Consider the following 23,050-nt stretch of genomic DNA (forward strand, 5'->3'; position numbering starts at 1 on the left):
CAAATCATTGTTAAATTCTTTTTCAAATCAAGAAGTTGCACATGCAGGCGCAATATTTGCTTGTTAAATGGAATCTTTTTTGGAGACACAAAATGTTGCGCAAGATTCTCTGTTTGGCCGCCACCGCCCTTTTTACCCAAGCCGCTTCGGCGAATGTCGTCTACTCCTGGCAGCAGGTACAACATGTTTCGACCATGCCGGACGGTCTGCACCTCGAAATGACTTTCAGCGATGCTGCCGTCGCCAAACGCAACCTGACACTAGCCTTCACAAACCTGTGCGCGTCGGCGGGATACTGCGAGGAGCAACAGGACAGTCTGCTGTCGCTGCGCTACTGGTATGCGGGACCCGACGGCGACAAAACGTGGAATCTGATCGATTACAAGTACCGGGATGAAATGCTGCCGGGCTGGCAGCAGTTCTCGATGACGCTGCGATTCCTGGAAGATGGCCACCTGGCCGGCTCGATCATGGCAAACGATGGCTTTTCCGATTTCACCATGCAGAGCGACGGTTCGATGTTTACGATGGTGGAAGCCCACAGTGACGAAGCGGAAGGCTGCGGTTTTGCCTATCGTCCCTGCAGTGGCGAACTTGGCCGGATGTTCAGCACGGGGCCCCTGCCCCAGGAACAGCCGCTGCCGGAACCGGGCAGCCTGGCCATTCTTGCGGCGGGCGGACTGGCCGGCTGGTTTGCGCGCCGCCGCGGCGCTACCATGAAGCGCGCACCGCGATAAATCGACTCCAACGCGTTGCCGGGCCAGGCCGGCAGCGCGTATGGATGAGAATAATTGTTACAAATCGGCGCTTGAACTTCTCTTGGGAGTCGTCATCCATCCATCAGGAGGATACCCAATGAGATGCGCACTGCTCGTAGAACATGATCCTGTAGCCTGTGGGGAAATTGCAGCCCTGCTGAAATCGCTCGGATACATCGTGGCGACCACCGACAGCCCACGCGCTGCCCTGAACACGGCACAGACGGTGCGCTTCGACCTGGTCCTGACCTATACCACTTTCAACGCGGACGACCGCCGTTCCTTCATCGGCGAGATCACCCGGCTGGCGCCCCAGGCCGCGGTGGTGCTCCTGCTCGATAACGAAACCCATGTCCCGCATTACCACGCGGGCCGCATCGCGGTGTTGCCCAAGCCGGTCACGCTGCGCGGGCTGCGCCGCGTGATCGAATTCGGCATCGACGGCAACGGCGCCATGCCGGCCTATGCGATCCAGCCGGCGCCGCAAGAGGAGCGCCGCAGCGGCGGGCCGCGCCGCGCGCGGGCGCGCTGAATACGCCTATTCCCGCCATAGCCAGCGCAGCGCTTCCGCCAGCAAAGCGCCGCCGTGCTTCAGGGAGTGTCCACCCTCCCCCACCACCAGCTTGTGCGCATAGCCGCGATAGGCCAGGGCCGCCGCCAGCGTGCGGTTGGCCAGCGTCCAGCTGCCGAAGACGATATCGAGGTCGTTCTCGCCGGTCTGCAGGAACACGCGCAGCGGCCTGGCTGCCTCGCGCCGCACCCGTTGCGCCATCAGGTGGCCGCCACGGATGTCGACGAAGCTGCCGCAATGGCTCAGCACCTTGCCGAAGGCGTCCGGCCGCTCCCAGGCGGCGTTGAAGGCGCACATGCCGCCCGAACTCAGGCCGGCGATGGCGCGCTGCCGCGCATCCTGCGTCACGCGGTAGCCGGCGGTCGCCTCGGGCAGCAGCTCCTCCAGCAGGAAGCGCACATAAGCGTCGTCGGCGGCATCGTATTCGACGCTGCGGTTGCCGCTGCCGCCGTACAGCGGCAGGCCCGGTCCCTGCTCGCCGGGTTCGGCGAAGACGGCGATGACCGGCGGCAGGCTGCCCTCGGCGATCAGGCTGTCGAGCACGCGGGCGGCATTCGCTTCCGGGCCGAGATAGCGGGCGCCGTCCTGGAACACGAGCAGGCCGGCGTCGACGCTGTCGTCGTATTGCGCCGGCACGTAAAGCACGTAGGCGCGTTCGACGCCGGGATAGACGCTATCCGATCGGTGTCTTCTTTCGATCAGCTGCCCGGTCGGGACGCTGTCCGCCACCTCCTGCGCACGGTAGGGTTCAGCGATGCTGAGGGCGCGTGCGAAGTGCGCCAGGTCGCGCTCGGGGATGCCGGGCAGCTGGGCGGCCAGCGCCTGCATGATGGGTTCGAGTGGGTTCATGGTGCGATTGTCGCTTTATCGGAAGGAAGGCAGCGCGCCAGCAGGCGCTCGAAGCCGGCGCGGGCGTGGGCGATGCCCTCGCTGCGCTCCAGCAGGCGGGTGTCGTGCTGGGCGGCCAGCAGCAGGGCGTAGATCTCGAAGACCAGCTGGGCCGGATCGGTGTCGGACGCCAGCTGCCCGAGCGCCACCGCCTGCGCGGCGCTGCGCTCGAAGGCTTCGCGCCAGGCGGCCACGCTGCTGCTGACCTCAATCCTGAGCGCGCCGGGCCGGTCGTCGTACTCGGCGGCGCAACTGATGTAGAAGCAGCCGGCGGTACGGCCCTCGCCCACCTGCGCCAGGCTCATCTCGAACAGCAGGCGCAGGCGCGGCAATCCCGGCGGCCGGCTCGTGGACGGGCGCAGCACCTGGGCTTCGAAGCGGCGCCGGTAATCGTCCAGCACCGCCAGCTGCAGGGTTTCGCGCGAGCCGACGCGTGCCACCACCCCGCTTTTACTCATCTTCATGGAATCCGCCAGCGAGCCGAGCGTGAGCGCCTCCAGGCCTTCGTGGCTGGCCAGGTCCAGGGCGCGCTCGATGATGGCGGCGCGGGTTGTCTCCGATTTACGCAGGAAGGTCATGGTCGCCTCCGTTTATTGTTTAAACCTGTCATACATGTTACTGTAGAATTTACTCAGTGGATCAAATTTCCTGGCATTTTTTATCAATCCTATCGGACAGGTTGCGAATATGACGTCGACCGTGCTGCACCTCGGACTGGGCGCCTTCCACCGCGCCCACCAGCTGGCCACCATGCAGGATCTCCACGATGCCGGCGACACGCGCTGGGCTTACGTCAGCGGGAACATCCGTCCCGACCCGCTCGACCCGGCCGTCATCCTGCGCAGCCAGGAATGCGCCTATACCCTGGAAACCGTGAGCCCGGCCGGCGAGCGCACCTGGCGCCGCATCACGTCCCTGCGCGACGCCCTGCCCTGGACGCCCGGCCTGGGCGAACTGCTGGCCGTGGGCGCGGAAGCGTCGACGCGCATCGTGTCGTTCACCGTCACCGAAGCCGGCTACCAGCTCGACAGCGAAGGCCGCCTGGATGCCGCCGCCGGCGAGGTGCAAAAGGCCGTGGCGGACGCCCAGGCCGGCCGCGCGGGCGGCAGCATCTACAGCGTGCTGGCCGCGATCCTGCGCCTTCGCCGCGACCGCAACGCCGGGCCGATCACCCTGCTCTGCTGCGACAACCTGCGCCACAACGGGCGCCGCGTGCAGCGCGCGTTCGCCGACTTCCTGGCGCTGGCCGGCGACGCCGAACTGGCCGCCTGGACCGCGGCCAACACCAGCTTCCCGAACACCATGGTCGACCGCATCACGCCGGTCGCCACGCCCGCCCTGCAGGAACGCGTGCGCGCCGCCACGGGACGCGAAGACCTGGCCGCGGTCGGCGCGGAAAGCTATCTCCAGTGGGTGCTCGAAGACGATTTCCGCAACGGCCGCCCAGCCTGGGAAAACGTGGGCGCGCAGCTGGTACAAGCGGTCGAACCCTATGAGGAAGCGAAGATCCGCGTGCTGAACGCCAGCCACAGCGCGATCGCCTGGGCCGGCAGCCTGGCCGGCTACCGCTTCATCGACGAGGCCTTGCGCGACACCCGCATCCGCGCGCTCGCGCACGCGTGGATCACGGACGCCGTATTCGACTGCCTGCGCCCCAGCCCCATCGATCTCGAGGCCTACCGCGATTCGATTCTGGAGCGCTTTGCAAGCGTGTCGAACCGGGATACGGTGGAGCGCGTGCTGGCCGACAGCTTCTCGAAGCTGCCCGGCTTTGTGGTGCCGACGATCCGCGAGCGCATCCGCCGCAGCCTGCCGCTGGACAGCGCCGCCGTGCTGCCCGCGCTGTTCCTCCAGGTGCTGCTGCGCTGGCACGCGGGACGGCTGGAAGTGCACTACCGCGACCAGGCCTATGACGCGGCAGTGGCCGGCGCCATCTGCGCCGCCGGCGATCCGGTCGCAGTATTTTGCGACCAGCCCCTGTTGTGGGGCGAGCTGGCTGGCGATATGCGCCTGGAGCAGGCGGTGCGCGCAGCCATGGACGCCGCTACAGCAATGGCGAAGGACGCATCAGTACAGTCTTGAGCGCAAAGCTCGACTTGATGTGGGCGACGCCTGGAATACGGGTCAGGGTCCGTGTCAGGAACTGCTGGTAAGCCTCGAGGTCGGGCACCACCACCCGCAATGTATAGTCGGCGTCGCCCGTCATCTGGAAGCAGAACATGACTTCGGGCGCGAGCGCGATCCTTTCCTCGAAGCGGGCAATCACGTCCTCGGCCTGTGCGCTCAGGGTAACCGCCACGAACACACTGATGCGCCCCGCAAGGCGCGCCTCGTCGAGCTGCGCCGCATAGCCTTTGATATAGCCTGCCTCCTCCAGCTGATGCACGCGGCGCAGCGTGGGCGTCAGCGACAGCCCCACTTCCTCTGCCAGCGCGCTCCATGCAAGGCGGCCGTCGAGCGCCAGCTCCTTCAGGATCTTCATGTCAATCTTGTCGAGCTCGCTTGTACTAGCCATATTTACCCAAATAATCGTCGCGGTTAGTCATTTTCACTAATTTCATAGAATATCGTAATCGAGATTGGCGAAATTTACTCGGGTCCTTGGCTTAATATTTTTCGACTAGCCACCACCTACCGACAGCCATGAACAAAGCAGCATCCAATACGAGTCCCTACGCCGCCACGCAGGGCCGCGTTTTCCTCAGTGGCATCCAGGCCCTGGTCCTGCTGCCGATGCTGCAACGGCGGCGCGATCGCGAGCGCGGCCTGAACACGGCCGGCCTGGTCTCCGGCTATCGGGGTTCCCCGCTGGGGGCCTACGACCAGCAGCTCTGGAAGGCGAGCAAGGAGCTGGCGGCGCACGACATCGTGTTCCAGCCCGGCCTGAACGAAGACCTGGCCGCGACCGCGCTGTGGGGCGCCCAGATGCACAAGGCCTTCGGCGACACCCGCGTCGATGGCGTGTTCGGGATCTGGTACGGCAAGGGCCCGGGGGTCGACCGCAGCGGCGACGTGTTCCGTACCGCAAACGTCATCGGGACCTCGGCGCTCGGCGGCGTGCTGGCGGTGTCGGGCGACGACCACGCGGCCCAATCGTCGATGTATCAGCACCAGACCGACGGCATCTTCCAGTCCGCGTCGATACCCGTTCTGCAGCCGGCGAGCGTTCGCGAAGTCGTCGAGCTCGGGCTGGCCGGCATTGCGCTGTCGCGCTACAGCGGCCTGTGGGTCGGCTTGAAGACCATCGCCGAAGTCGTCGAGACGGCGGCCTCGTTCGACCTCGGCGGCCTGCCGAATTTCGCCGATCCTGCCGGCGCCCCGGCGGCCGGCCTGAACTGGGATCCAGCCATTGCCTGGCCGGGCCAGCGGGCCGAGCTCGAACGCCGCCTGATCGAGCTGCGCCTGCCGGCGGCGCGCGCCTGGGCCCGCGCCAACCGGCTCGATCGAACCATCATCGAAGCGCCGCGCCGCCGCTTCGGCATCGTCACGGTCGGCAAGGCGCACCAGGACCTGATGCAGGCTTTCGACGACCTCGGGCTCGAGCACGCGGCGCTGGAAGAAATGGGCATCTCGGTGTACAAGGTGGCGATGAGCTGGCCACTGGAGACAGAAGGCGCGGCCGCCTTCGCGCGTGGTCATGAAGCCTTGCTGGTCATGGAAGAAAAGCGCGCCAATGTCGAGACCCAACTGAAGGACGCGCTCTACCATCTGGCGGCCGGCGACCGTCCGCGCATCGACGGCAAATCCACCGCCGGCGGCGTGGCGCTGCTGCCGGAAGTATCTGAATTCAGCCCGCTGATTGCCGCGCGTGCGCTGGCGTCCAGCTTCGGCGCCGCCTTGCCGCTGCTGCGGGAACGGCTCGCCGCCCTGGAAGCCGCGCGGGAGCCAGTATCCGCTTCGGTGATCCCGATCCGCGCGCCCTATTTCTGTTCCGGCTGCCCCCACAATACCTCGACCAGGACGCCGGACGGCTCACGCACAGGCGGCGGCATCGGCTGCCACGTAATGGCGCTGGCGCAGCCGGAACTGCGCACTACCACCTTTTCGCAGATGGGCGGCGAAGGAGCGCAATGGATAGGCGCGGCGCCCTTTTCCGCCACCAGGCACATGTTTCAGAACCTCGGCGACGGCACCTATCAGCATTCCGGGCTGCTGGCGATCCGCGCGGCCGTGGCCGCGAAGGCCAACATCACCTACAAGATCCTTTACAACGACGCGGTTGCGATGACCGGCGGCCAGGCAGCCGAGGGGGCGCTCGACCCGGCCCGCATCACCCGCCAGCTCGAAGCCGAAGGGGTAGAGCGCATCGCACTGGTATCGGACCAACCCGAACGCTGGCGCAGCGAACGCGCACTGGCCTCTTCGGTCACGGTCCACGACCGCGCCGAGCTCGACACCGTCCAACGCGCGCTGCGCGAGATCGCGGGCGTGACCGCGATCGTCTATGAACAGACCTGCGCGGCCGAAAAGCGGCGCCGACGCAAGCGCAAGACCCTGCCCGACCCCGACCGCCGCGTCTTCATCAACGAGCGCGTCTGCGAAGGCTGCGGGGATTGCAGCGTGCAGTCGAATTGCATCTCGATCGAACCGCTGGAAACGGCCTTCGGCCGCAAACGCAGGATCAACCAGAGCGCCTGCAACAAGGATTTCTCGTGCGCGAAAGGCTTCTGCCCCAGTTTCGTCGAAGTGTCCGGGGCGCGCTTGCGCCAGCCCGACGCAGAGCGCTTGCTGGTACTGGAAGCCGAGCTGTCCGCCGATCTGCCGATGCCGGCCATGCTCGCGTCCAGCGGCCGCTTCGACGTGCTGGTGACCGGCATCGGCGGCACCGGCGTGCTCACCATGGGCGCCCTGCTCGGCGGCGCCGCCCACCTTGAAGGCAAGGGCGCCACCGTGCTCGACTTCACCGGACTCGCGCAGAAAAATGGCGCCGTGGTGAGCCAGGTGCGGATCGCGCCGGCGCCGGACGGCGTCAAGGCAGTCCGCATCGGGCCCGGTGGCGCCGATCTGCTGCTGGGCGCCGATGCCGTCGTGGCCGCGGCCGCCGATAACCTGGCCCGGCTCTCGTCGCGGCGCTCGGCGGCAGTGCTCAACAGCGACGAAACCCCGACGTCGGAAATCGTGCGCAACCGCGACGCCGTCCAGCCGTCGGCGGACATGGCCGAGCGGATCCGCCGACGCTGCATGCCGGGCCACTTTCATACGCTGCCGGCGAATTCGCTCAGCCAGGCCCTGTTCGGCGATACCGTCACGGCCCACACGCTGATGCTGGGCTACGCGTGGCAAAAGGGCCTGGTGCCGCTGTCGAACGAGACGATCGATCGCGGCATCGCGCTGAACGGCGCCGCGGTGGCGCAGAACCGGCGCGCCTTCCTGTGGGGCCGCATCGCCGCCATGCATGCGGACGTGCTGGAACGCGTGCGCGGCCGTGGCGCGCCGCCCGCTGCCGCGACCCTCGACGGCCTGATCGAAGAGCGCGTGCGCGACCTGAGCGCCTACCAGGATGGGCGCTACGCGGCGCGCTATCGTGCACTGGTCGAACTGGCGCGGGTCGCCGAACGGCGCCTTCCCGAACCGTCCGAGGAATTCGCGCGCGAGGTGGCGCTCAGCGCATACCGCCTGATGGCCTACAAGGACGAGTACGAGGTCGCGCGCCTGTACGCGGAACCGGCTTTCCGCGCCAGCCTGGACACGGCGTTTTCCGGCACCGGCAAGCTGTCGCTGTGGCTGGCGCCGCCGCTGCTGTCGCGCATCGACCCGGCCACGGGGCGGCCGCGCAAACGCAAGTTCGGCCCCTGGGTCTTCACGGCCTTTCGCCTGCTGGCGCGCATGAAGGCCTTGCGCGGCACCCGCTGGGATCCATTCGGCTACAGCGCCGAACGGCGCATGGAACGGCGGCTGGTGGACGAGTTCGAAGCTCTGGTGCGCAGCGAGGCTGCGTCGCTGGACGGGAAGCGCCACGCGAACGCCGTGCAATTGGCGCGCCTGCCGCAGGACATCCGCGGCTATGGCCCAGTCAAGCAGCAGGCGATGGACGCCTACCGGCAGCGCCTGGACGCACTGCGCGATGCGGGCGGCAACGCGCAGGACGGCTCGCTCAAGCGCACACGCGCCGCGTGAAGCCGTCGACCAGGTCGGCATAGCCTGCGGCACGCCGCAGGCTGACACCATGGTCGCAATCGGCGAACCGGTGCACGGTAGCGTCACGTGCGGCCGCGACGTAGGCGGCCTCGCCACGTACGTGGAAGCTGTCCTGGTCGCCGTTGACGAACAGCGTCGGCTGTTCGATCGCCGCCAGCGCCGACTTGAAATCGAAGCCGCGCAGTTCCTTCACGGCCTGCGGGAACACGGTCATGCTGACGCCCGCGTCCATGGTCGCCCGCGCGTCTTCCTCATCCAGCCCGAGATCGCGCAGTGCGCCGGGCATTTTGGCGTCGACCATTCTGCGCTCGTCCTTCAAAGCGAAGATCAGGCGGAACATCAGCGCCTTCAGCTGGTGCGGCCACAGTTGCGGGCCGCGGAATTCCTGGCTGGCGCCGCCCAGCACCAGTCCCTTGAGCTGCTCGCGCGGCAGCGAAGCGGCGGCGGCCTGCGCGGTGTAGGCGCCGAGCGAATCGCCGGCCAGCACCAGCGGTGCCCCTCCCGCCGAGCGCGCGGCTGAAACCACGGTATCGACCGCGCCCTGCAGCGTGAAGGCTTCGCCGCGGCGGCTGCCGTGGCCGGGCAGGTCCGGCGCGAGCACGCGCCAGCTGGATTCGAGGCGACGCCGCACGGGCGCCCAGGAAGCGCCGTTCAGGGTGGCGCCGTGGATGAGGATGATGGTCGGCTGCATGTCGTCTCCTTCTCATATTTTTATTAACCTATCTTACAGGTTACACCGAGCTGGCAGGCAAGTGCTGACTATGACAGCCAATGCAGTCGCACCGATACAACATGTTTAACATGTTTGACAGGTTGGATATTTGGGGGTTACTCTCGCCTCAACAAGTCCTAAAAACGAGGAGACACATGAATCAGCACGATCCGCAGCAGCCGGCCCAGGCTGCCTTTGGCGCGGTCGACCATATCGTCGGCGAGCTGCAGGCGCGCTTCGGCGAGCGCGTCAGCGTGGCCAGGGCGGTGCGCGAGCAGCATGCGCGCGGCGAAGGACTGGCCACCAGCCTGGCGCCGGATGCCGTCGTCTGGCCGCTCGACAAACACGAGGTCTGCGCCATCCTCGCCCTGTGCAACCTTCACCGCGTGCCGGTCATCGCCTTCGGCGCCGGCAGCTCGCTGGAAGGCCACGTCAGCGCGCCCTACGGCGGCGTGTGCATCGATATGTCGCGCATGAACGCCGTCATCCAGGTCAACCCGGCCGACAGCGACTGCGTGGTCCAGCCGGGCATCACCCGCGAAGACCTGAACGCCCACCTGAAAGGCACCGGCCTGTTCTTCCCGGTCGACCCGGGCGCCAACGCCACCATCGGCGGCATGGTCTCCACCCGCGCCTCCGGCACCACCACGATCCGCTACGGCTCGATGGCGCACAACGTGCAATGCCTGGAAGTGGCGCTGGCCGACGGCCGCCTGGTGCGCCTCGGCTCGCGCGCGCGCAAGTCCTCGGCCGGCTACGACCTGGTGCACCTGATGACGGGCGCCGAGGGCACCCTCGGCGTCATTACCGAGATCACCCTGCGCCTGCATCCGCTGCCGACCGAAGTGGCGGCCGCCGCCTGCGCCTTCCCGACCCTGGATGCGGCGGTGGAAGCCGTCACCGAGATGTCGCTGACCGGCGTGCCCTTCGCGCGCATCGAATTCCTCGACGATATCCAGGTCCGCGCCTGCAACCTGCATTCCCAGCTGGGCCTGAAAGAGCTGCCGACCCTGTTCCTCGAATTCCACGGCACCGAACTGGCGGTCAAGGAGCAGGCCGAACTCGCGCAGGAGATCGCGGCGTCCTACGGCGGCATCGACTTCCAGTGGGCGACGCGGCCGGAAGACCGTTCGCGCCTGTGGCATGCGCGCCACCTGGCCTATTTCGCGGCGCTGGCGCTGCGTCCCGGCTGCACCTCGGTGGTGGCCGACATCTGCGTGCCGATGTCCGCGCTGGCCGACTGCGTGCGCGAGGCCCGCGCCATGATCGATAAAGAGGGACTCATCGCGCCCATCCTCGGCCACGTCGGCGACGGCAACTTCCACGTGCTGTTCATGCCGATGCCGGACCAGCCGGAAGAGCATGCAGCCGTCGACCGCGTCTATGGCGCGCTGATCGAGCACGCGCTGGCGGCCGGCGGCACCTGCACCGGCGAGCACGGGATCGGCATGGGCAAGAAGGCCAAGCTGCTGCAGGAATACGGCGGCGAGGTCGTCGGCCTGATGGCGTCGATCAAGCAGGCGCTGGACCCGAATGGCATTCTCAACCCCGGCAAGATCTGTAGTTAAGAAGCGGCAGCCGAAAACATATTCGGCGCAGCACTCAAATAAAAATACTGGAGACATCATGCAAAACGCACCGCGCACTACCCGTACCGCCATCGCCGCCGCCACCGCCCTGCTATGCGCCGCCCAGGCCCTGCCCGCGCTAGCCCAGCAGGCCACCGATGACCAGACCATCGACAAGGTGATCGTCACCGCGCAGAAGCGCGAACAGGCGGCGATCGACGTCCCGGCCTCGGTCACCTCGGTCAACACCGAACAGCTGGCCAGGGACGGCAAGGTCAGGCTGGAAGACTACGTGGCCCAGGTGCCGGGCCTGTCGCTGTCCTCGTATCGCCAGGGCTTCACCCAGGTCGCGCTGCGCGGCATCACCACCGGCGTCAACCAGTCGGCCTCCACCACCGCCTTCTACATCGACGAAGCGCCGATCGGCTCGGTCAACGCCTACACCGCCGGCAGCGCGGTCACGCCCGACATCGACCCGGCCGAGCTGCAGCGCGTCGAGATCCTGAAAGGCCCGCAGGGCACGCTGTACGGCGCCGGCGCAATGGGCGGCCTGGTGCGCTACGTGACGGCGCCGCCGGACTTCCGCAAGATGCACGGCAGCGTGACCGTCGGCGGCAGCAAGGTGAAGAATGGCGGCAACGGCTCGGTGGGCCGCGTCTCGCTCAACATCCCCTTCGGCGACAACGACATGGCGCTGCGCGTCTCGGCCTTCGACCGCACCGACGCCGGCTTCATCGACGATGTGAAAGGCAAGCAGGACGTCAACAAGGCCCGCATCAAGGGTGGCCGCGCCGCCTTCGCGTGGATGATCAACCCGGACTGGAAAGTCAACGCCTCTGCCCTCACCCAGCGCGTGAGCTCGGACGCCAGCAGCGTGGTCGACGTCGCGCCGGGCACCCTGGCCCCGCTGTACGGAGACCTGAAGCAGAAGCGCTTCACCAGCGAGCCGAACTCGGTCAAGCTGGACGTCGCCAACATCACCGTGCACGGCCAGCTGGGCGCCTTCGAGCTGGTGTCCTCGACCACCGTGCAGGATGTCGATGCCGACCAGGGCGCGGACGGCAGCTTCGGCTACGGCGTGGCGCTGGGCGCGGCCTTCGGCATCCCGGACCTGGGCATCAAATCGGTGCAGTCGACCACGACGCACCGCGTGTCGCAGGAACTGCGCCTGCGTTCCTCGGCGCTCGACAACCGCCTCGACTACGAGGGCGGCCTGTATTACACCAAGGAAGACGACACCAACCGCATCCCCGGCTTCAACCCCTTCTCGACCACCACCGGCCTGGCCTACCCGCTGCCGAACATCGTCAAGGCCTCGATCGACACCAACTACAAGGAATACTCGCTGTTCGCCAACGCGACCTATGCGATCACGCCGCAGTTCGACATCCTCGGCGGCATCCGCTACGGCAAGGACGACCAGAAATACCACCAGGACTACAGCGGCCTGCTGGTCGGCCCGGCGCCCGTGCTGATCGATTCCGGCTCGAAGAACAACAAGACCACCTACCTGGCGACGGCGCGCTACAAGCCCTCGACCACCGACGCCTTCTACGCGCGCGTCGCCACCGGCTACCGCCCGGGCGGCCCGAACGCGCTGCCGCCGACCGGCATCGCCAACGCCCCGCAGACCTTCCAGCCCGACACGCTCACCAGCTATGAAGTCGGCTACAAGTCGGTGCTCCAGGGCGGCAAGGTCTCGATCGAGGCCGCCCTGTTCAACACCAGCTGGAAGGACATCCAGGTGCAGACCAGCGCCTCGGGCTTCAACTTCCTGGTGAATGGCGGCGCCGCCACCAGCCGCGGCGCCGAAGCCTCGCTCATGGTGTTCCCGATGGCCGGCCTGTCGCTGCGCGCTTCCGCCGGCTACACCGACGCCTACCTGACCGAAGACGCGCCGGCGGCCGGCGGCATCTCGGGCGACCGCCTGCCCTTCGTGCCCAAGCTGACCGGATCGCTTGGCGCCAACTACCGCTGGAACGCCTTCGGCAACTGGGCCGCCTCCGCCGGCGCCTCGGTCAACTACACCGGCGAGCGCCGCTCCGATTTCAGCCAGCGCGGCGTGGTCGACGTGCCTTCCTACGCCACGGTCAATCTGAGCGGCGGCATCGAGAACGCCAACTGGCGCCTGTCGCTGTACGCCAAGAACATCGGCGACAAGCGCGGCATCACCTTCGTGAAGTCGATGTCCCTGACCCCGACCGGCAGCCCGTTCGCCGCCGGCGTGATCGCCCCGCGCACCATCGGCGCGGAACTCGGCTACCGCTTCTGAGCGCAGGATCCGCCATGACGACACGACAAGCCTTTACATTGCGCGACTTCCGCCTCGAGAGCGGCGCCGTGCTGCCGGAGATGACGGTGGCCTACCGTACGCTCGGCGCCCTGAACGAAGCCGGCGACAATGCGGTGCTGGTCCTGCACGGCTACACCACCGGCCCGACCATGCTGGAAGCCGGCGCCAACGTGGCCGAAGGTTCCTGGGCCGAACTGGTGGGACCGGGCAAGCCGATCGACTCGAACGAGTACTTCGTGATCTGCCCGAACATGCTCGGCTCCTGCTACGGCTCGACCGGGCCGGCCAGCATCTCGCCCGTCGCCGGGCGCGCCTACGGTCCGGCCTTCCCGGACATCACGGCGCGCGACATCGTGCACGCGCAGAAGGCCTTGCTGGACGGGCTGGGCGTGAAGAAGCTGGCGGCGGTGGCCGGTCCCTCCTTCGGCGCCTATCAATCCTTCCAGTGGGCGGCCAGCTATCCGCAGCTGGTCGAACGCGTGGTGGCGGCCGTCGGCGCACCCTGGCATCCGGGGCCGCCCGGCGCTTCGTCGGCGATCCTGCAGGCACTGGAGGCGGACGCCGGCTGGGCCGCCTACTGCGCAGGCGACCGCGAAGCCATGCTGCCCTACCTGACCGCGCAGCGCATCAAGACCCTGACCTTATATGGCGTCGATGCCGAGCTGACGCCGCGCATTCCCGATCCGGCCAGGCGCGCCGCCGAGGTGGCGCGCCTGGCGCGCGAATGGGCCGAGGAATTCGATCCGATGTCGCTGGTAACCCTGATGCGCGCCGCCGAAGGCTTCGACGTGCGGCCCGCGCTGCCGGCGATTGCGGCAGCCGGCATTCCCGTGCTGTACGTGCTGTCGCGCACCGACCCGATGTTCTCGCCCGCGCTGGCGCGCGAGGTGAGCCGGCTGCCGGGCGCCGATAACTTCTCGTATGTGGAACTGGACAGCGACAAGGGCCACTTCGCATCCGGCGCCGACGCCGCCCTGTGGGCCGACGAACTGCGCGTGTTCATGGCCTGCCCGCCTTCCGAATGGCAGGCGGCCGGCTTCGATGCGCTCGATCGCAATCGCGAGGAGGCAGCATGAAGCCCGCTACCGATATGCTTTCCGCAGCGGCGTCGCCAGCGACGCTCAAGCCGATGTCCGCCGCCTACCGCACCTACGTGCTGGTGGCGCTGGCCGTGGTCGGCTTCATGTGCTCCGTCGACAAGGTCGTGATCTCGATGTTCATGGAGCCGATCAAGAAGGAGTTCCTGCTCAGCGACACCCAGCTCGGCCTGATGAACGGCCTCGCCTTCTCGCTGCTCGGCGGGCTGGTCTCGATTCCGCTGGCGCGCATGGCGGACCGCGGCAACCGCAAGTGGATCATCGTGCTCTCGTTCATCGCCTGGACCCTCATGACCGGCGCCTCGGGCATGGCGACCAGCTTCGTGCTGCTGCTGGCGGCGCGTATTGGCGTCGGCGTCGGCGAAGCGGGCTGCGTTCCGGCCAGCCACTCGATGCTGGGCGATTATTATCCGCGCGAGCTGCGCGGCAAGGCCTATGCGGCGCATTTCAGCGGCGTCTATCTCGGCATGCTGGGCGGGATGCTGGGCGGCGGCATCCTGGTGCAGACGGTCGGCTGGCGCATGGGCTTCATCGCCCTCGGCATCGGCGGCATGGTGCTGGCCCTGGTCTTCCACTTCACGGTGCGCGAACCGCTGCGCGTCGACCAGCCGCCCGCGCACACGATCGGCAAGGGCATCTGGCGCCAGCTGGGCGATTTGCAATGCTTCTTCATGCTGGTGCTGGCCTTCGCCTTCGTCGGCCTGGCAGGCTCGGTGATGGCCTGGCTGCCCAGCTATTTCGAGCGCGCCTTCGCGCTCACGCCGGCGATGATCGGCCTGGGCCTGGGCCTGTGCATCGGCCTGGCCAGCGGCATCGGCGCCCTGGTCGGCGGCAAGATCAGCGTGGCGCAGGCGAAGAAGTCCCGCTCGCTCGGCGCGCGCTACTCGGCCTGGGTCAGCTGGGGCGTGTTAGTGCCGCTGATCGCCAGCTTCTACGTGCCGCAGCCGCTGGTGGCGATGGCCCTGCTGTTCGTCGCCTTCCTGGTGGCCGGCACCCTGGCCGGCCCGGTGTTCGGCACGGTGCAGGACCTGGTGGCGCCGCAGGCGCGTGCCACCGCGGTCGCCATCATCGGCGTGGCCGGCGTGATCATCGGCCAGGGCATGGGACCGATGCTGGTCGGGATGCTCAGCGATGCGCTGAACACCACCGGCGGCGGCGTCGGTGGACTGCGCATGGCGATGACGGCGATCGCCTCCATCAACCTGCTGACCGGGCTGTTTTTCTGGACGCTGTCGCGCCGCATCGACCGTGTTTACCCGCCCGCACAGCCGGGCCATCCTGTTTGACAGGTCAGGCGCCAGGGTTTAGGCTTAGCCGGATGAATTCCATTGCTCCCATCTCCACGCTCGAACGCCCGACCCTGTCGGCGCAGGTCGCGCGCCACCTGCTGGCGCTGGTGCAGCGCGAGCAGCTGCGCCCGGGAGATACCGTCCCCAGCGAAGTCCAGATCGGCCTCGACCTGAAGGTCAGCCGCGGCAGCGTGCGCGAAGCCTACCGCACGCTGGCCGCCCTCGGCATCCTGGAAATCGAAGGCGGCCGCCGCCCGCGCCTGCGCGCCATCGACCCGCAGGTGCTGGCGCAAGTGTTCGACTACGCGCTGAACACGGCCCAGGTCAGCGTCGCGCATGTGATCGAAACGCGCCGCGCCATCGAGCTGCAAAGCGCCCAGCTGGCCGCGCGCTACGCCACGCCCGAGCAGCGCCAGACCTTGCGCGAGCTGATGGCCGAAATGCGTTCGGCCGGCGCCGACGACGTGCGCCGCGCCACCTGCGACACCGCCATCCACACCGTCATCGCCGAGGCCAGCGGCAATCCGCTGAACAGCATCCTGCTGGCCGCCCTGCGCACGCCGCTCGAAGCATCGGCGCGCATCCACTCCGACAGGCGCCGCAGCGAAGCCGAACTGGCGCGCGTGATCGACGCCCACGAAGCCGTGGTCGACCGCATCTGCGAAGGCGATGCGATGGGCGCGGTGTCCGCGATGTCCTACCACTTCGATATCTCGATCCTGCACGTGATCCGCAAGGAAGCGGAGCTGCCCGCGGCCACGGCCTGAGGCTCAGCGGCGGTCGATGCTGGCCACCAGGCCCGGCCTGCCGCTGCGGTCGAAGGCCGCCACCTTGATTAGCCCATGCTCCGCGATCGGCCCCGTGACCGGCTTGCTGGCTGCGGTGGGATCGCTGCCGTCGCTGGTGTAGCGTAGCGTGATGCCGGGCAGGACGTGGTTGACCAGCACCTGCTCGCCATCCAGCATCAGGCCCGGCGGCGCGATGCGGTAAGCGACCGCCGGCTGCTCGAGATCGAGGCGCGGCAGCACGCGCTGGCCCAGCGCATTCACGAAGCCCGACCATGCCTTGCGGTGCAGCGCAGCCGACCTGGCCGGATCCGTTTCGAGCGCCCAGGACGGGTCCGCAGCCCAGGCCCGTTCCGCCAGTGCGACCAGGCGCGGCATGACCAGGTAGTCGATGCGCTCGTCGTTGCGCACGGTCTCGCTGAACAGGGTCGCTTCCAGTCCGCGCACATGACCCTTGCCGTAGTCGGTCAGGCCGTCCTTGCTTGCGCGTGCAGTCTCGCTCAGATTCCGCAGCATGTCGAAGGGGACGAAGTCGTAGACGGTGTCCAGTTCGACGTAGTCGTTCCAGTTGACGCCCGGCTCCTCCGGATTCGGATTGGCCGCCATGTCCAGGTACATGCTTGATACCGGCGCCAGCACGATGTCGTAGCCGCCGTTGGCCAGGCGGTTGGCGAGATCCTCGGCGCCGCGCGTGTTGTTCCAGACCCAGGCCGTGAAGCCGCGCGTCGTGAAGCGCGGATTCGGAATCAGCTTGCTGCGGCCGGCGAGTTTCGTTTTGCGCGCGGCCAGCTCCTCCCAGCCCGAGGTCGACACGCCGTGGCGGCGCAAAATGCCGTCGACGCGGTCGTAGAAGTAATCCCACAAGTCTTCCGTTGTCGCCAGCTTTTCCTTCTTCATGCGCGCGAGGCTGGCCGGCGACTTTTCCCAGGCGCCGTTGGCCAGCTCGTCCCCGCCCATGTGGATGGTCCGCAGCGGCACGCCGGCTTCAACGTGCAGTGCCACGATCTGCGTAACCACGTGGTCGATGAAATTGAAGGTCGAATCGAGGCCGGGGTTGATGACGTTGTCGCTGAAGTACTGCGCCGAACTGTACTTGGACTGGTCCTCGAAATCGTTCAGCAGATATTTGGCCGCGTCCTTGCGTCCGGCCGCCTTCATGCGGTAGTAGCGTGCTTCCATCGCCTGCACTGCGGCGCGCATGTGGCCGGGCATCTCGATTTCCGGAATCACCTCGATGTGGCGCGCCTGGGCATAGCGCAGGATGGCGATGTAGTCGGCGCGGCTGAAGTAGCCGCTCCCACTCGGGTCCTTCGGATCGGGACCGGAGCCGTAAGCCGGCTGCAGGCGCACGCCCGGCTTGGCGCTGTGGCCGCGCACCGCGCCTATCGTCGTCAGCTCCGGCAGGCCTGCGATCTCGAGGCGCCAGCCTTCGTCGTCGGTGAGGTGGAAGTGGAATTTGTTCAGCTTGAAGCGGGCCATCAGATCCAGCCACTTGAACACCGTCTGCTTGCCGTGGAAGTTACGGGCGACGTCGAGCTGGAAGCCGCGGTAGCCGAAGCGCGGGGCGTCGACGATGGTCAGCTCATCCAGCGCCTGCTCTTTCGCACCGGGCAGCGGCAGCAGGTCGCGCAGGGTTTGCAGGCCGTAGGCGACGCCGGCGGCGCTGTTGCCGACGATGGCGATGCCTTTGCCGGCTTGGATCGTCAGGCGGTAGGCTTCCGGCGAAGCCTGCCCTTGCACCGTGCCAACGCTCAGTTTCAGCGGCGGACCGCCTGCCGTCAGCGACTGCCGGAACAGCGAGCGCGCCAGCGCGGCTTCGTTTTTCAGTGCGGGCGGCGCTTGTATCGTCGGCTGGGCGCTCAGTAGCAGCTTGCCCTCGCCCGGCTGGATGTGCAGAGGCGTCGGCAGCACCGGGGGCACCTCGTTCACCGGCAGCAGGTCGGCCTGGGCGTTGCGGCGGTAGGTGTCCGCAGGTGTCACCACCGGCTTGTGGCCGCTTGTGCCGCGGTCCAGCTGCTCGGGGCGCGTGACCGGCAGCAGCGCGAAGTCGGTGATCGCCACGCCCACGTCCGGCGCGGCATCGTAGACCAGATAGAAGCCGACCGGCGCCTTCGACAGCTTGATGACCAGGCCCGCGTAGTTGTAGTCGATGTTGAGCGTCTGCCCCGGCGCCAGGCCTTCGAAGCCGGGACCCGGACGCAGGCGGAACAGGGAGCCTGCGACCTGCTCGAGTGTTAAATTGCCTTTTAGCGGCCCTGGCTGCAGGCGGTCCAGGCAGTTGAAGTACAGCGACCAGCCCTGCGCCGGCAAAGGCTGGCTGTCGTGGTTGGTCAGGATCAGGCGGGCCTGCGTACGGCCGTGCGGGGCCTGGGCGCTGAACAGGTTGCGCTGCAGGTCCCAGCGCAGTTGAAGTTTAGTGGCGCTGGCGACCTGGTTCAGGTTCGCGTGTGCTTGCTGCGTCACAGGGGCCGGCGCTTCCGCCATCGCCATCGGCGCGGCGAGCGCAATCAACAAGGCCAGCGTACGCGCAGCCAGTGGTCGGTGACTCAAGGTGTTCTCCAATTAGCGCCAGCTGCGGATCTTGTGGCCCGCCGCGGCGTACCACAGGATCAGCGCATAGCAAGGCAGCATCAGCCAGTAGGCGCTGCGCGGGGTGACGATGTCCGACAGATGGCCATACAAGAGCGGCAGCAGCGCACCGCCGGCGATCGCCATCACCAGCACGGCCGAACCGCTGGCGGTATGGCGTCCCAGTCCCTGCAGGGCCAGCGGCCAGATGGCCGGCCACACCATGGCATTCGCGAGGCCGAGCAGCGCCAGGCACATGACAGTGTTCGGCACCAGCGGCGCGCCGGTCCAGCCCAGCAGCATCTGCGACAGCGCCGTGTTGTGGGTCGAGCCGACCGCCACTCCAATGGTCAGCAGCAGGCCGACGAGGCCGGACAGCACCAGCGCCCGCTGCTGCGACAGATAGCGCGGAATCGCCACCACGCCGACCAGGTAACCGATCACCATGCACATCATCGTGTACGAAGTGAGCACGCCGAAGTTCGCGACCTTCAGCTCGTGGCCGTACAGGCCGATGGTGTCGCCGGCGATCACCTCCACGCCGACATAAGCGAACAGCGCCAGCGCGCCCAGCACCAGCTGCGGGAACTGCAGCACCGAGGTCGCATCGATGCGGCCATCGGCGCCGTCGACTTCCGGTGGAATCTCGCGCAGTTTCGAAAAGTGGATGAACACCATGATCGCGAACAGCGCCGCGGCCATGCAGGCATAGGGGAAGATCAGGCGCTCGGCCAGCACGTCCTGGGATGCGGTGTCCACATTCTTCAGCATCAGGCTGGCGAAGATGAGCGGCACGACGATGCCCGCGCCCTTGTTAAACAGGCCCATGATACTGATCCGCATGGCGGCGCTCTCGCGCGGGCCGAGGCAGACGATGTAGGGATTGATCGCAGTCTGCATCAAGGTCATGCCGGTGGCCAGCGTGAACAGCCCGGCCAGGAACAGCTCATAGTGCCGGCTCTGCGCGGCGGGGATGAAGAGCAAAGCGCCGATGCCCATGACGCCCAGGCCCAGCGTCATCCCCTTCTTGTAGCCAACCCGTTTGAGCACCGCCGCCGACGGCAGGGCCATGACGGTGTAGGCGATGTAGAAAGCGAAGGTGACCAGCAGCGCCTGGAAGTTGGTGAGCTGGCAGACGATCTTCAGGAAGGGAATCAGCGAGCCGTTCAGCCAGGTGACGAAGCCGAGGATGAAGAACAGCAGGCCGACGAAGAGCATGCCGGTAATGACGTCGCGGGTCGAGCTGGTCGCTTGTTCTTCTTGCGGGCTTGCGCTGAGTTCCATGCTCGGTGCCTTGGGAGTTGTCGATGAGGCATGCTAGCAGTGGGTTGGGGGCAAGTCTAGCGTTGGGGATTTGTTGAGGGATGTCTCGTTCGTTCTAGTAAACAAGTCCTCTTAAAAGAGAACTTCTTGGACCGAAGTGCTTTGCGTTGACTCCAGCCAAATACCGTAGATCAGCTCAGCGCAACAATGCGCTCTTGAATCCGCTGACCTCATCAACTTCGGAGAACAACATGGCAATTGACGTGTATTTGCAGATCGACGGTATCAAGGGCGAATCCCAAGACGACAAGCACAAAGACTGGATCGAGATTACTTCTGCTCAATGGGGGGTTAATCAACCCAAGTCGGCAACCGCATCGACCGGGGGCGGCCATACTGCCGAACGCTGCGAACACCGGAGCGTCACACTCACGAAATTAGCTGACCTCTCTTCGCCGATGCTGATGCAAACTTCCTCGGCAGGCAAAACGATCCCAAAAGCCAAGCTCGAGTTCTTCCGTGCCGATGGACACGGGGAGCGAATCAAATACTACGAAGTCGAGATGGAAAATGTGCTTATCGCCAGCGTCAACCAGGCGATCCATGAAGGTGGTCTGCTTCAGGATTCCGTCGCTTTGCGCTTCTCCAAGATCAAATGGAAGTACACCCAGCAGAAGATTGGCGGCGGAGCTGGCGGGAATACATCCGGCGGCTGGGACTTGGCGAGCAATAAGATCGCTTGATTGGTGACGGCCATGCTCGAAGTCCAACCAAAGGACAAGCGGGGTTACTTCATGTTGCCCCAAGTGCCTGAAGGAGCGGGTTATTACGTGTACGGGACGCCAGGCGAAGGCGGGGGACAATACGCACATCCAGCCATGATGAGCATGCTCCTTTTCGTTGAAAGGCAGTGGTTGACATTGGACAGCCGGAAGTTTGTCATCGGGAACATCAGTTTGGCGGGCGGTGGCGAATATGCAAAACACCGGTCCCACAAAACGGGATTGGAAGTCGATGTACGTCCTCTACGGAAGGATGGGAAGCGGATACCGGTGTACTGGCAATGGAGCGATCAGTACGATCAGACAGCTACAGCGAAGCTAATTGAGCTCTTCCGTGCTTATCCTGGAGTGGGAAAGATTTATTTCAACGATCCGGAGCTTCACCATTTGGTTTTGCCCCTGGTGCATCATGATCACCATTTTCATGTCGAACTGAAGGTATGAGATGAAGAAGCTGGCCTTGGCGGTCCTCGCAGCGATGGCAGTGTTTTCCCTAGCCTACGCCGCAAAGCCTTGGGATGGCAGCTATGCGGCGTTCAGGGGCGAGTATCTTATCTACTCCGGCGATCTGGGCGAAGAAGCTGCACCGACATCTTCCGATCGCAAAGCTGCATTCATGCTTCAGGGGGACGTCGCAAAAAACTTGTTTGAATCCATCGGACCCGATCTGAAGGATGCCTGCGGTACCTCCTCTGGAATGCGCCTGCGGCAAAAGGGGGATCTCGACTGCACATATGACAAGGGCGCTAAATCGTCACCGTATGTCTGTCATTTCGGGATCAATCTAAGGACTGGAAAGAGTACGTATGGGTCGATTTGTTAGGCGACTGTCGGCGTCCCTGAAGCTAGAACGGCTTCAACGCCAAAAACAAAAGTCACCCTTGGGTGACTTTTGTTTTTGGCCGAGAAAGTCGGCGATGAGATCGAATGACATGCTGACCAAAATTGGTCATTCGATCGCATTGGGCGGTTCGCTCTGTGCCAGCCGCCTGCGCACTTTGTCAATATTCTCGGCAGTCTCCAGTCTCTCGGGCATGGTGCCACCAATGTCTGCGATCGCTTTTCTTACCTTCTGCCCAACCACGAAATGCGCTGCGTTCGCATTTTCACGACCTTTAATACTCTCTCGACGCAGCTTCTCCTCGGTCTGTGTCGCCCGGAAGAGATTCGCTGCCAACTCGGTACTACCCATGTGGTCCAAGATTTGCGCTTTACCTGGCAGACCCTTAACGTCCTTGATTCCGTTTACGTCGAGACCTCCATAGAGTCCCTGATACCCATGATTCTGGAAAACGGCGAACTCCACAGGCCGTCCTACTCCGGCAATTTTTGCTGCACTTGCCAAATCCTTGTTGTGCTCAGCAATTCTATCCCGCAAGACGACCCGCTTCTGGTCCTCGGAGAGTCCTTGATGGTCGGCTTGTTGAACCTCCTGCTTGCGCGTTTGTACAGCGAAATAGGTTTGCGCAAAAGCGACCTGTTTCTTCCTCGTGTCGCCGCTTTGCGCGATTAGGTAGGCGCCATATCGGGTCACATGAGTATCACCAGCCGAGCGCTCAGCATCCGAGCCGATCTCAACCATTTTGCCGACATCCGCAAAATGGTCCGCAATCCTATGCCCGCTTTGATGGCATGCCATCTGCGCCTTCTCGATCACCGCCTGGAAGCTCGGCCACTTGCCGTAACCGAGCAGCGTCATCAAATCCCGTGCGCTCCAGAATTCGACACCCTCGCCGGATTGCTGAGCAGCGGATTCAAAGCCAGCCACCACCTCTTCAGCAGTCCCCTGAAAAGGTGGGTCCTCTGGGGGCGCAACCTGGATCGGTTCAGCCGCCTTGACCATCTCGGTGGCCGCCGCCTCGTTTTCGGGGAATGGCACCTTCCCGTCGAGCATTCGACGAATATTGGCGATCGCCGCCTGTCCCGTTTCCTTACTGCTTGGCTTTTTCTCGTTCTCGTCAGTCATCCTGTCTCCTCAGCAAATTAAGGTCGGAATTACCCTACGTCTTCAACCAAGCATGGCTAACTACAGCGCCAGTAAAAATGGTGGATCGGCGCATTACCACAGTCAACTGCACCCAACTCGTCTAGTATATCTTGCTGAGCCTGCTGCGTGCGTCTCGCGGTGACATTTGGACCACCGCCTTGACGGTGTGAATCGAAAGGCACCGACGATTCCCACTTTGCTTCTGGTGCCGCTCCGCCATCGCTGGCTCTACTCTTTTACCGCGCTAGCTGGACTGCGTTCGCTCGTCTCGTCCCTAAAAACCCGTGCTCAAGCGGTTGCTCAAAAATCCGTTAATTCGAGCTGCATAGTTTCCTGCGTTTCCTGGGCATT

19 protein-coding genes are annotated in these 23,050 nt (G+C 65.5%); 12 read left to right on the plus strand and 7 right to left on the minus strand.

Annotated elements, in window-relative coordinates:
• The first annotated feature begins 92 nt into the window (after positions 1 to 92).
• Together LQV39_RS17250 and LQV39_RS17255 are read left to right on the plus strand one after the other, a co-directional pair.
• A complete protein-coding gene (locus tag LQV39_RS17250; protein WP_230027369.1) occupies positions 93 to 737 on the plus strand; it encodes a PEP-CTERM sorting domain-containing protein in 645 nt (214 codons plus the stop codon).
• A gap of 199 nt (positions 738 to 936) precedes the next feature.
• Positions 937 to 1,290: a hypothetical protein gene (locus tag LQV39_RS17255; RefSeq protein ID WP_230027370.1), complete on the plus strand. Its 354-nt coding sequence runs from the start codon at positions 937 to 939 to the stop codon at positions 1,288 to 1,290.
• A 6-nt stretch (positions 1,291 to 1,296) separates the two neighbouring features.
• Here LQV39_RS17255 and LQV39_RS17260 read toward each other — a convergent pair whose 3' ends face one another.
• Together LQV39_RS17260 and LQV39_RS17265 are read right to left on the minus strand one after the other, a co-directional pair.
• Complete coding sequence (locus LQV39_RS17260) at positions 1,297 to 2,178, minus strand: esterase family protein (RefSeq protein WP_230027371.1); 882 nt, start codon at positions 2,176 to 2,178, stop codon at positions 1,297 to 1,299.
• Positions 2,175 to 2,795, minus strand: coding sequence for a TetR/AcrR family transcriptional regulator (locus LQV39_RS17265; protein WP_230027372.1), 621 nt, complete (start codon positions 2,793 to 2,795; stop codon positions 2,175 to 2,177). The genes LQV39_RS17260 and LQV39_RS17265 overlap by 4 nt, the downstream gene beginning before the upstream one ends.
• A 109-nt stretch (positions 2,796 to 2,904) precedes the next feature.
• On the opposite strand from LQV39_RS17265, the gene LQV39_RS17270 reads away from it, so the two are divergent.
• The gene (locus LQV39_RS17270; protein ID WP_230027373.1) at positions 2,905 to 4,299 is read left to right on the plus strand and encodes a mannitol dehydrogenase family protein; all 1,395 of its coding nucleotides are present in this window, start codon (positions 2,905 to 2,907) and stop codon (positions 4,297 to 4,299) included.
• Here the strand turns inward: LQV39_RS17270 and LQV39_RS17275 are convergent.
• Positions 4,262 to 4,732: an Lrp/AsnC family transcriptional regulator gene (locus tag LQV39_RS17275; RefSeq protein WP_230027374.1), complete on the minus strand. Its 471-nt coding sequence runs from the start codon at positions 4,730 to 4,732 to the stop codon at positions 4,262 to 4,264. The genes LQV39_RS17270 and LQV39_RS17275 overlap by 38 nt on opposite strands.
• 128 nt (positions 4,733 to 4,860) lie before the next feature.
• On the opposite strand from LQV39_RS17275, the gene LQV39_RS17280 reads away from it, so the two are divergent.
• On the plus strand, positions 4,861 to 8,334 hold the full coding sequence (locus LQV39_RS17280; RefSeq protein ID WP_230027375.1) for an indolepyruvate ferredoxin oxidoreductase family protein: 3,474 nt from the start codon (positions 4,861 to 4,863) through the stop codon (positions 8,332 to 8,334).
• On the opposite strand, the gene LQV39_RS17285 is transcribed toward LQV39_RS17280, so the two are convergent.
• Complete coding sequence (locus LQV39_RS17285) at positions 8,312 to 9,046, minus strand: alpha/beta fold hydrolase (RefSeq protein WP_230027376.1); 735 nt, start codon at positions 9,044 to 9,046, stop codon at positions 8,312 to 8,314. The genes LQV39_RS17280 and LQV39_RS17285 overlap by 23 nt on opposite strands.
• A 176-nt stretch (positions 9,047 to 9,222) precedes the next feature.
• On the opposite strand from LQV39_RS17285, the gene LQV39_RS17290 reads away from it, so the two are divergent.
• The 5 genes from LQV39_RS17290 to LQV39_RS17310 are packed head-to-tail and all read left to right on the plus strand — an operon-like array spanning position 9,223 to position 16,081.
• Positions 9,223 to 10,635 carry an FAD-binding oxidoreductase gene (locus LQV39_RS17290; RefSeq protein ID WP_230027377.1) on the plus strand — a complete coding sequence of 471 codons (1,413 nt, stop codon included), beginning with the start codon at positions 9,223 to 9,225 and terminating at the stop codon, positions 10,633 to 10,635.
• Positions 10,636 to 10,693: 58 nt separating this feature from the next.
• The gene (locus LQV39_RS17295; RefSeq protein ID WP_230027378.1) at positions 10,694 to 12,907 is read left to right on the plus strand and encodes a TonB-dependent receptor; all 2,214 of its coding nucleotides are present in this window, start codon (positions 10,694 to 10,696) and stop codon (positions 12,905 to 12,907) included.
• Positions 12,908 to 12,921: 14 nt separating this feature from the next.
• Positions 12,922 to 14,004 (plus strand): alpha/beta fold hydrolase, encoded by a 1,083-nt coding sequence (locus LQV39_RS17300; protein ID WP_230027379.1) that lies wholly within the window; start codon positions 12,922 to 12,924, stop codon positions 14,002 to 14,004.
• Positions 14,001 to 15,311, plus strand: coding sequence for an MFS transporter (locus tag LQV39_RS17305; RefSeq protein WP_230027380.1), 1,311 nt, complete (start codon positions 14,001 to 14,003; stop codon positions 15,309 to 15,311). The genes LQV39_RS17300 and LQV39_RS17305 overlap by 4 nt, the downstream gene beginning before the upstream one ends.
• Positions 15,312 to 15,343: 32 nt before the next feature.
• Entirely contained in the window at positions 15,344 to 16,081 is a 738-nt protein-coding gene (locus LQV39_RS17310) for a FadR/GntR family transcriptional regulator (RefSeq protein ID WP_230027381.1), read from the plus strand.
• A gap of 3 nt (positions 16,082 to 16,084) precedes the next feature.
• Here LQV39_RS17310 and LQV39_RS17315 read toward each other — a convergent pair whose 3' ends face one another.
• Positions 16,085 to 18,649 (minus strand): family 20 glycosylhydrolase, encoded by a 2,565-nt coding sequence (locus LQV39_RS17315; protein WP_230027382.1) that lies wholly within the window; start codon positions 18,647 to 18,649, stop codon positions 16,085 to 16,087.
• Positions 18,650 to 18,661: 12 nt separating this feature from the next.
• Positions 18,662 to 19,951 carry a sugar MFS transporter gene (locus tag LQV39_RS17320; RefSeq protein ID WP_230027383.1) on the minus strand — a complete coding sequence of 430 codons (1,290 nt, stop codon included), beginning with the start codon at positions 19,949 to 19,951 and terminating at the stop codon, positions 18,662 to 18,664.
• Between the two features lie 230 nt (positions 19,952 to 20,181).
• Between LQV39_RS17320 and LQV39_RS17325 the strand changes: the two genes are divergently transcribed.
• From LQV39_RS17325 to LQV39_RS17335, 3 genes are read left to right on the plus strand one after another with little or no spacing between them, the layout of a single operon-like run.
• Entirely contained in the window at positions 20,182 to 20,673 is a 492-nt protein-coding gene (locus tag LQV39_RS17325) for a type VI secretion system tube protein Hcp (protein WP_230027384.1), read from the plus strand.
• Positions 20,674 to 20,685: 12 nt separating this feature from the next.
• Entirely contained in the window at positions 20,686 to 21,156 is a 471-nt protein-coding gene (locus LQV39_RS17330; protein WP_230027385.1) for a penicillin-insensitive murein endopeptidase, read from the plus strand.
• Between the two features lies 1 nt (position 21,157).
• Positions 21,158 to 21,535: a hypothetical protein gene (locus LQV39_RS17335; protein ID WP_230027386.1), complete on the plus strand. Its 378-nt coding sequence runs from the start codon at positions 21,158 to 21,160 to the stop codon at positions 21,533 to 21,535.
• A 126-nt stretch (positions 21,536 to 21,661) separates the two neighbouring features.
• Here the strand turns inward: LQV39_RS17335 and dinD are convergent, their stop codons facing one another.
• A complete protein-coding gene (dinD, locus tag LQV39_RS17340) occupies positions 21,662 to 22,678 on the minus strand; it encodes a DNA damage-inducible protein D (protein ID WP_230027387.1) in 1,017 nt (338 codons plus the stop codon).
• Between the last annotated feature and the right edge of the window lie 372 nt (positions 22,679 to 23,050).

The sequence above is a fragment of the Massilia sp. Bi118 genome, from assembly GCF_918697865.1.
Taxonomy (GTDB): domain Bacteria; phylum Pseudomonadota; class Gammaproteobacteria; order Burkholderiales; family Burkholderiaceae_D; genus Telluria.

What these genes read in the sequence shown, in the direction of transcription:
- LQV39_RS17250 (WP_230027369.1), top strand. Translation starts at nt 93, where the DNA reads ATGTTGCGCAAGATTCTCTGTTTGGCCGCCACCGCCCTTTTTACCCAA.
- LQV39_RS17330 (WP_230027385.1), top strand. Translation starts at nt 20,686, where the DNA reads ATGCTCGAAGTCCAACCAAAGGACAAGCGGGGTTACTTCATGTTGCCC.
- LQV39_RS17295 (WP_230027378.1), top strand. Translation starts at nt 10,694, where the DNA reads ATGCAAAACGCACCGCGCACTACCCGTACCGCCATCGCCGCCGCCACC.
- LQV39_RS17290 (WP_230027377.1), top strand. Translation starts at nt 9,223, where the DNA reads ATGAATCAGCACGATCCGCAGCAGCCGGCCCAGGCTGCCTTTGGCGCG.
- LQV39_RS17260 (WP_230027371.1), bottom strand. Translation starts at nt 2,178, where the DNA reads ATGAACCCACTCGAACCCATCATGCAGGCGCTGGCCGCCCAGCTGCCC.
- LQV39_RS17285 (WP_230027376.1), bottom strand. Translation starts at nt 9,046, where the DNA reads ATGCAGCCGACCATCATCCTCATCCACGGCGCCACCCTGAACGGCGCT.
- LQV39_RS17325 (WP_230027384.1), top strand. Translation starts at nt 20,182, where the DNA reads ATGGCAATTGACGTGTATTTGCAGATCGACGGTATCAAGGGCGAATCC.
- LQV39_RS17280 (WP_230027375.1), top strand. Translation starts at nt 4,861, where the DNA reads ATGAACAAAGCAGCATCCAATACGAGTCCCTACGCCGCCACGCAGGGC.
- LQV39_RS17320 (WP_230027383.1), bottom strand. Translation starts at nt 19,951, where the DNA reads ATGGAACTCAGCGCAAGCCCGCAAGAAGAACAAGCGACCAGCTCGACC.
- LQV39_RS17335 (WP_230027386.1), top strand. Translation starts at nt 21,158, where the DNA reads ATGAAGAAGCTGGCCTTGGCGGTCCTCGCAGCGATGGCAGTGTTTTCC.
- dinD (WP_230027387.1), bottom strand. Translation starts at nt 22,678, where the DNA reads ATGACTGACGAGAACGAGAAAAAGCCAAGCAGTAAGGAAACGGGACAG.
- LQV39_RS17270 (WP_230027373.1), top strand. Translation starts at nt 2,905, where the DNA reads ATGACGTCGACCGTGCTGCACCTCGGACTGGGCGCCTTCCACCGCGCC.
- LQV39_RS17300 (WP_230027379.1), top strand. Translation starts at nt 12,922, where the DNA reads ATGACGACACGACAAGCCTTTACATTGCGCGACTTCCGCCTCGAGAGC.
- LQV39_RS17310 (WP_230027381.1), top strand. Translation starts at nt 15,344, where the DNA reads ATGAATTCCATTGCTCCCATCTCCACGCTCGAACGCCCGACCCTGTCG.
- LQV39_RS17305 (WP_230027380.1), top strand. Translation starts at nt 14,001, where the DNA reads ATGAAGCCCGCTACCGATATGCTTTCCGCAGCGGCGTCGCCAGCGACG.
- LQV39_RS17265 (WP_230027372.1), bottom strand. Translation starts at nt 2,795, where the DNA reads ATGACCTTCCTGCGTAAATCGGAGACAACCCGCGCCGCCATCATCGAG.
- LQV39_RS17275 (WP_230027374.1), bottom strand. Translation starts at nt 4,732, where the DNA reads ATGGCTAGTACAAGCGAGCTCGACAAGATTGACATGAAGATCCTGAAG.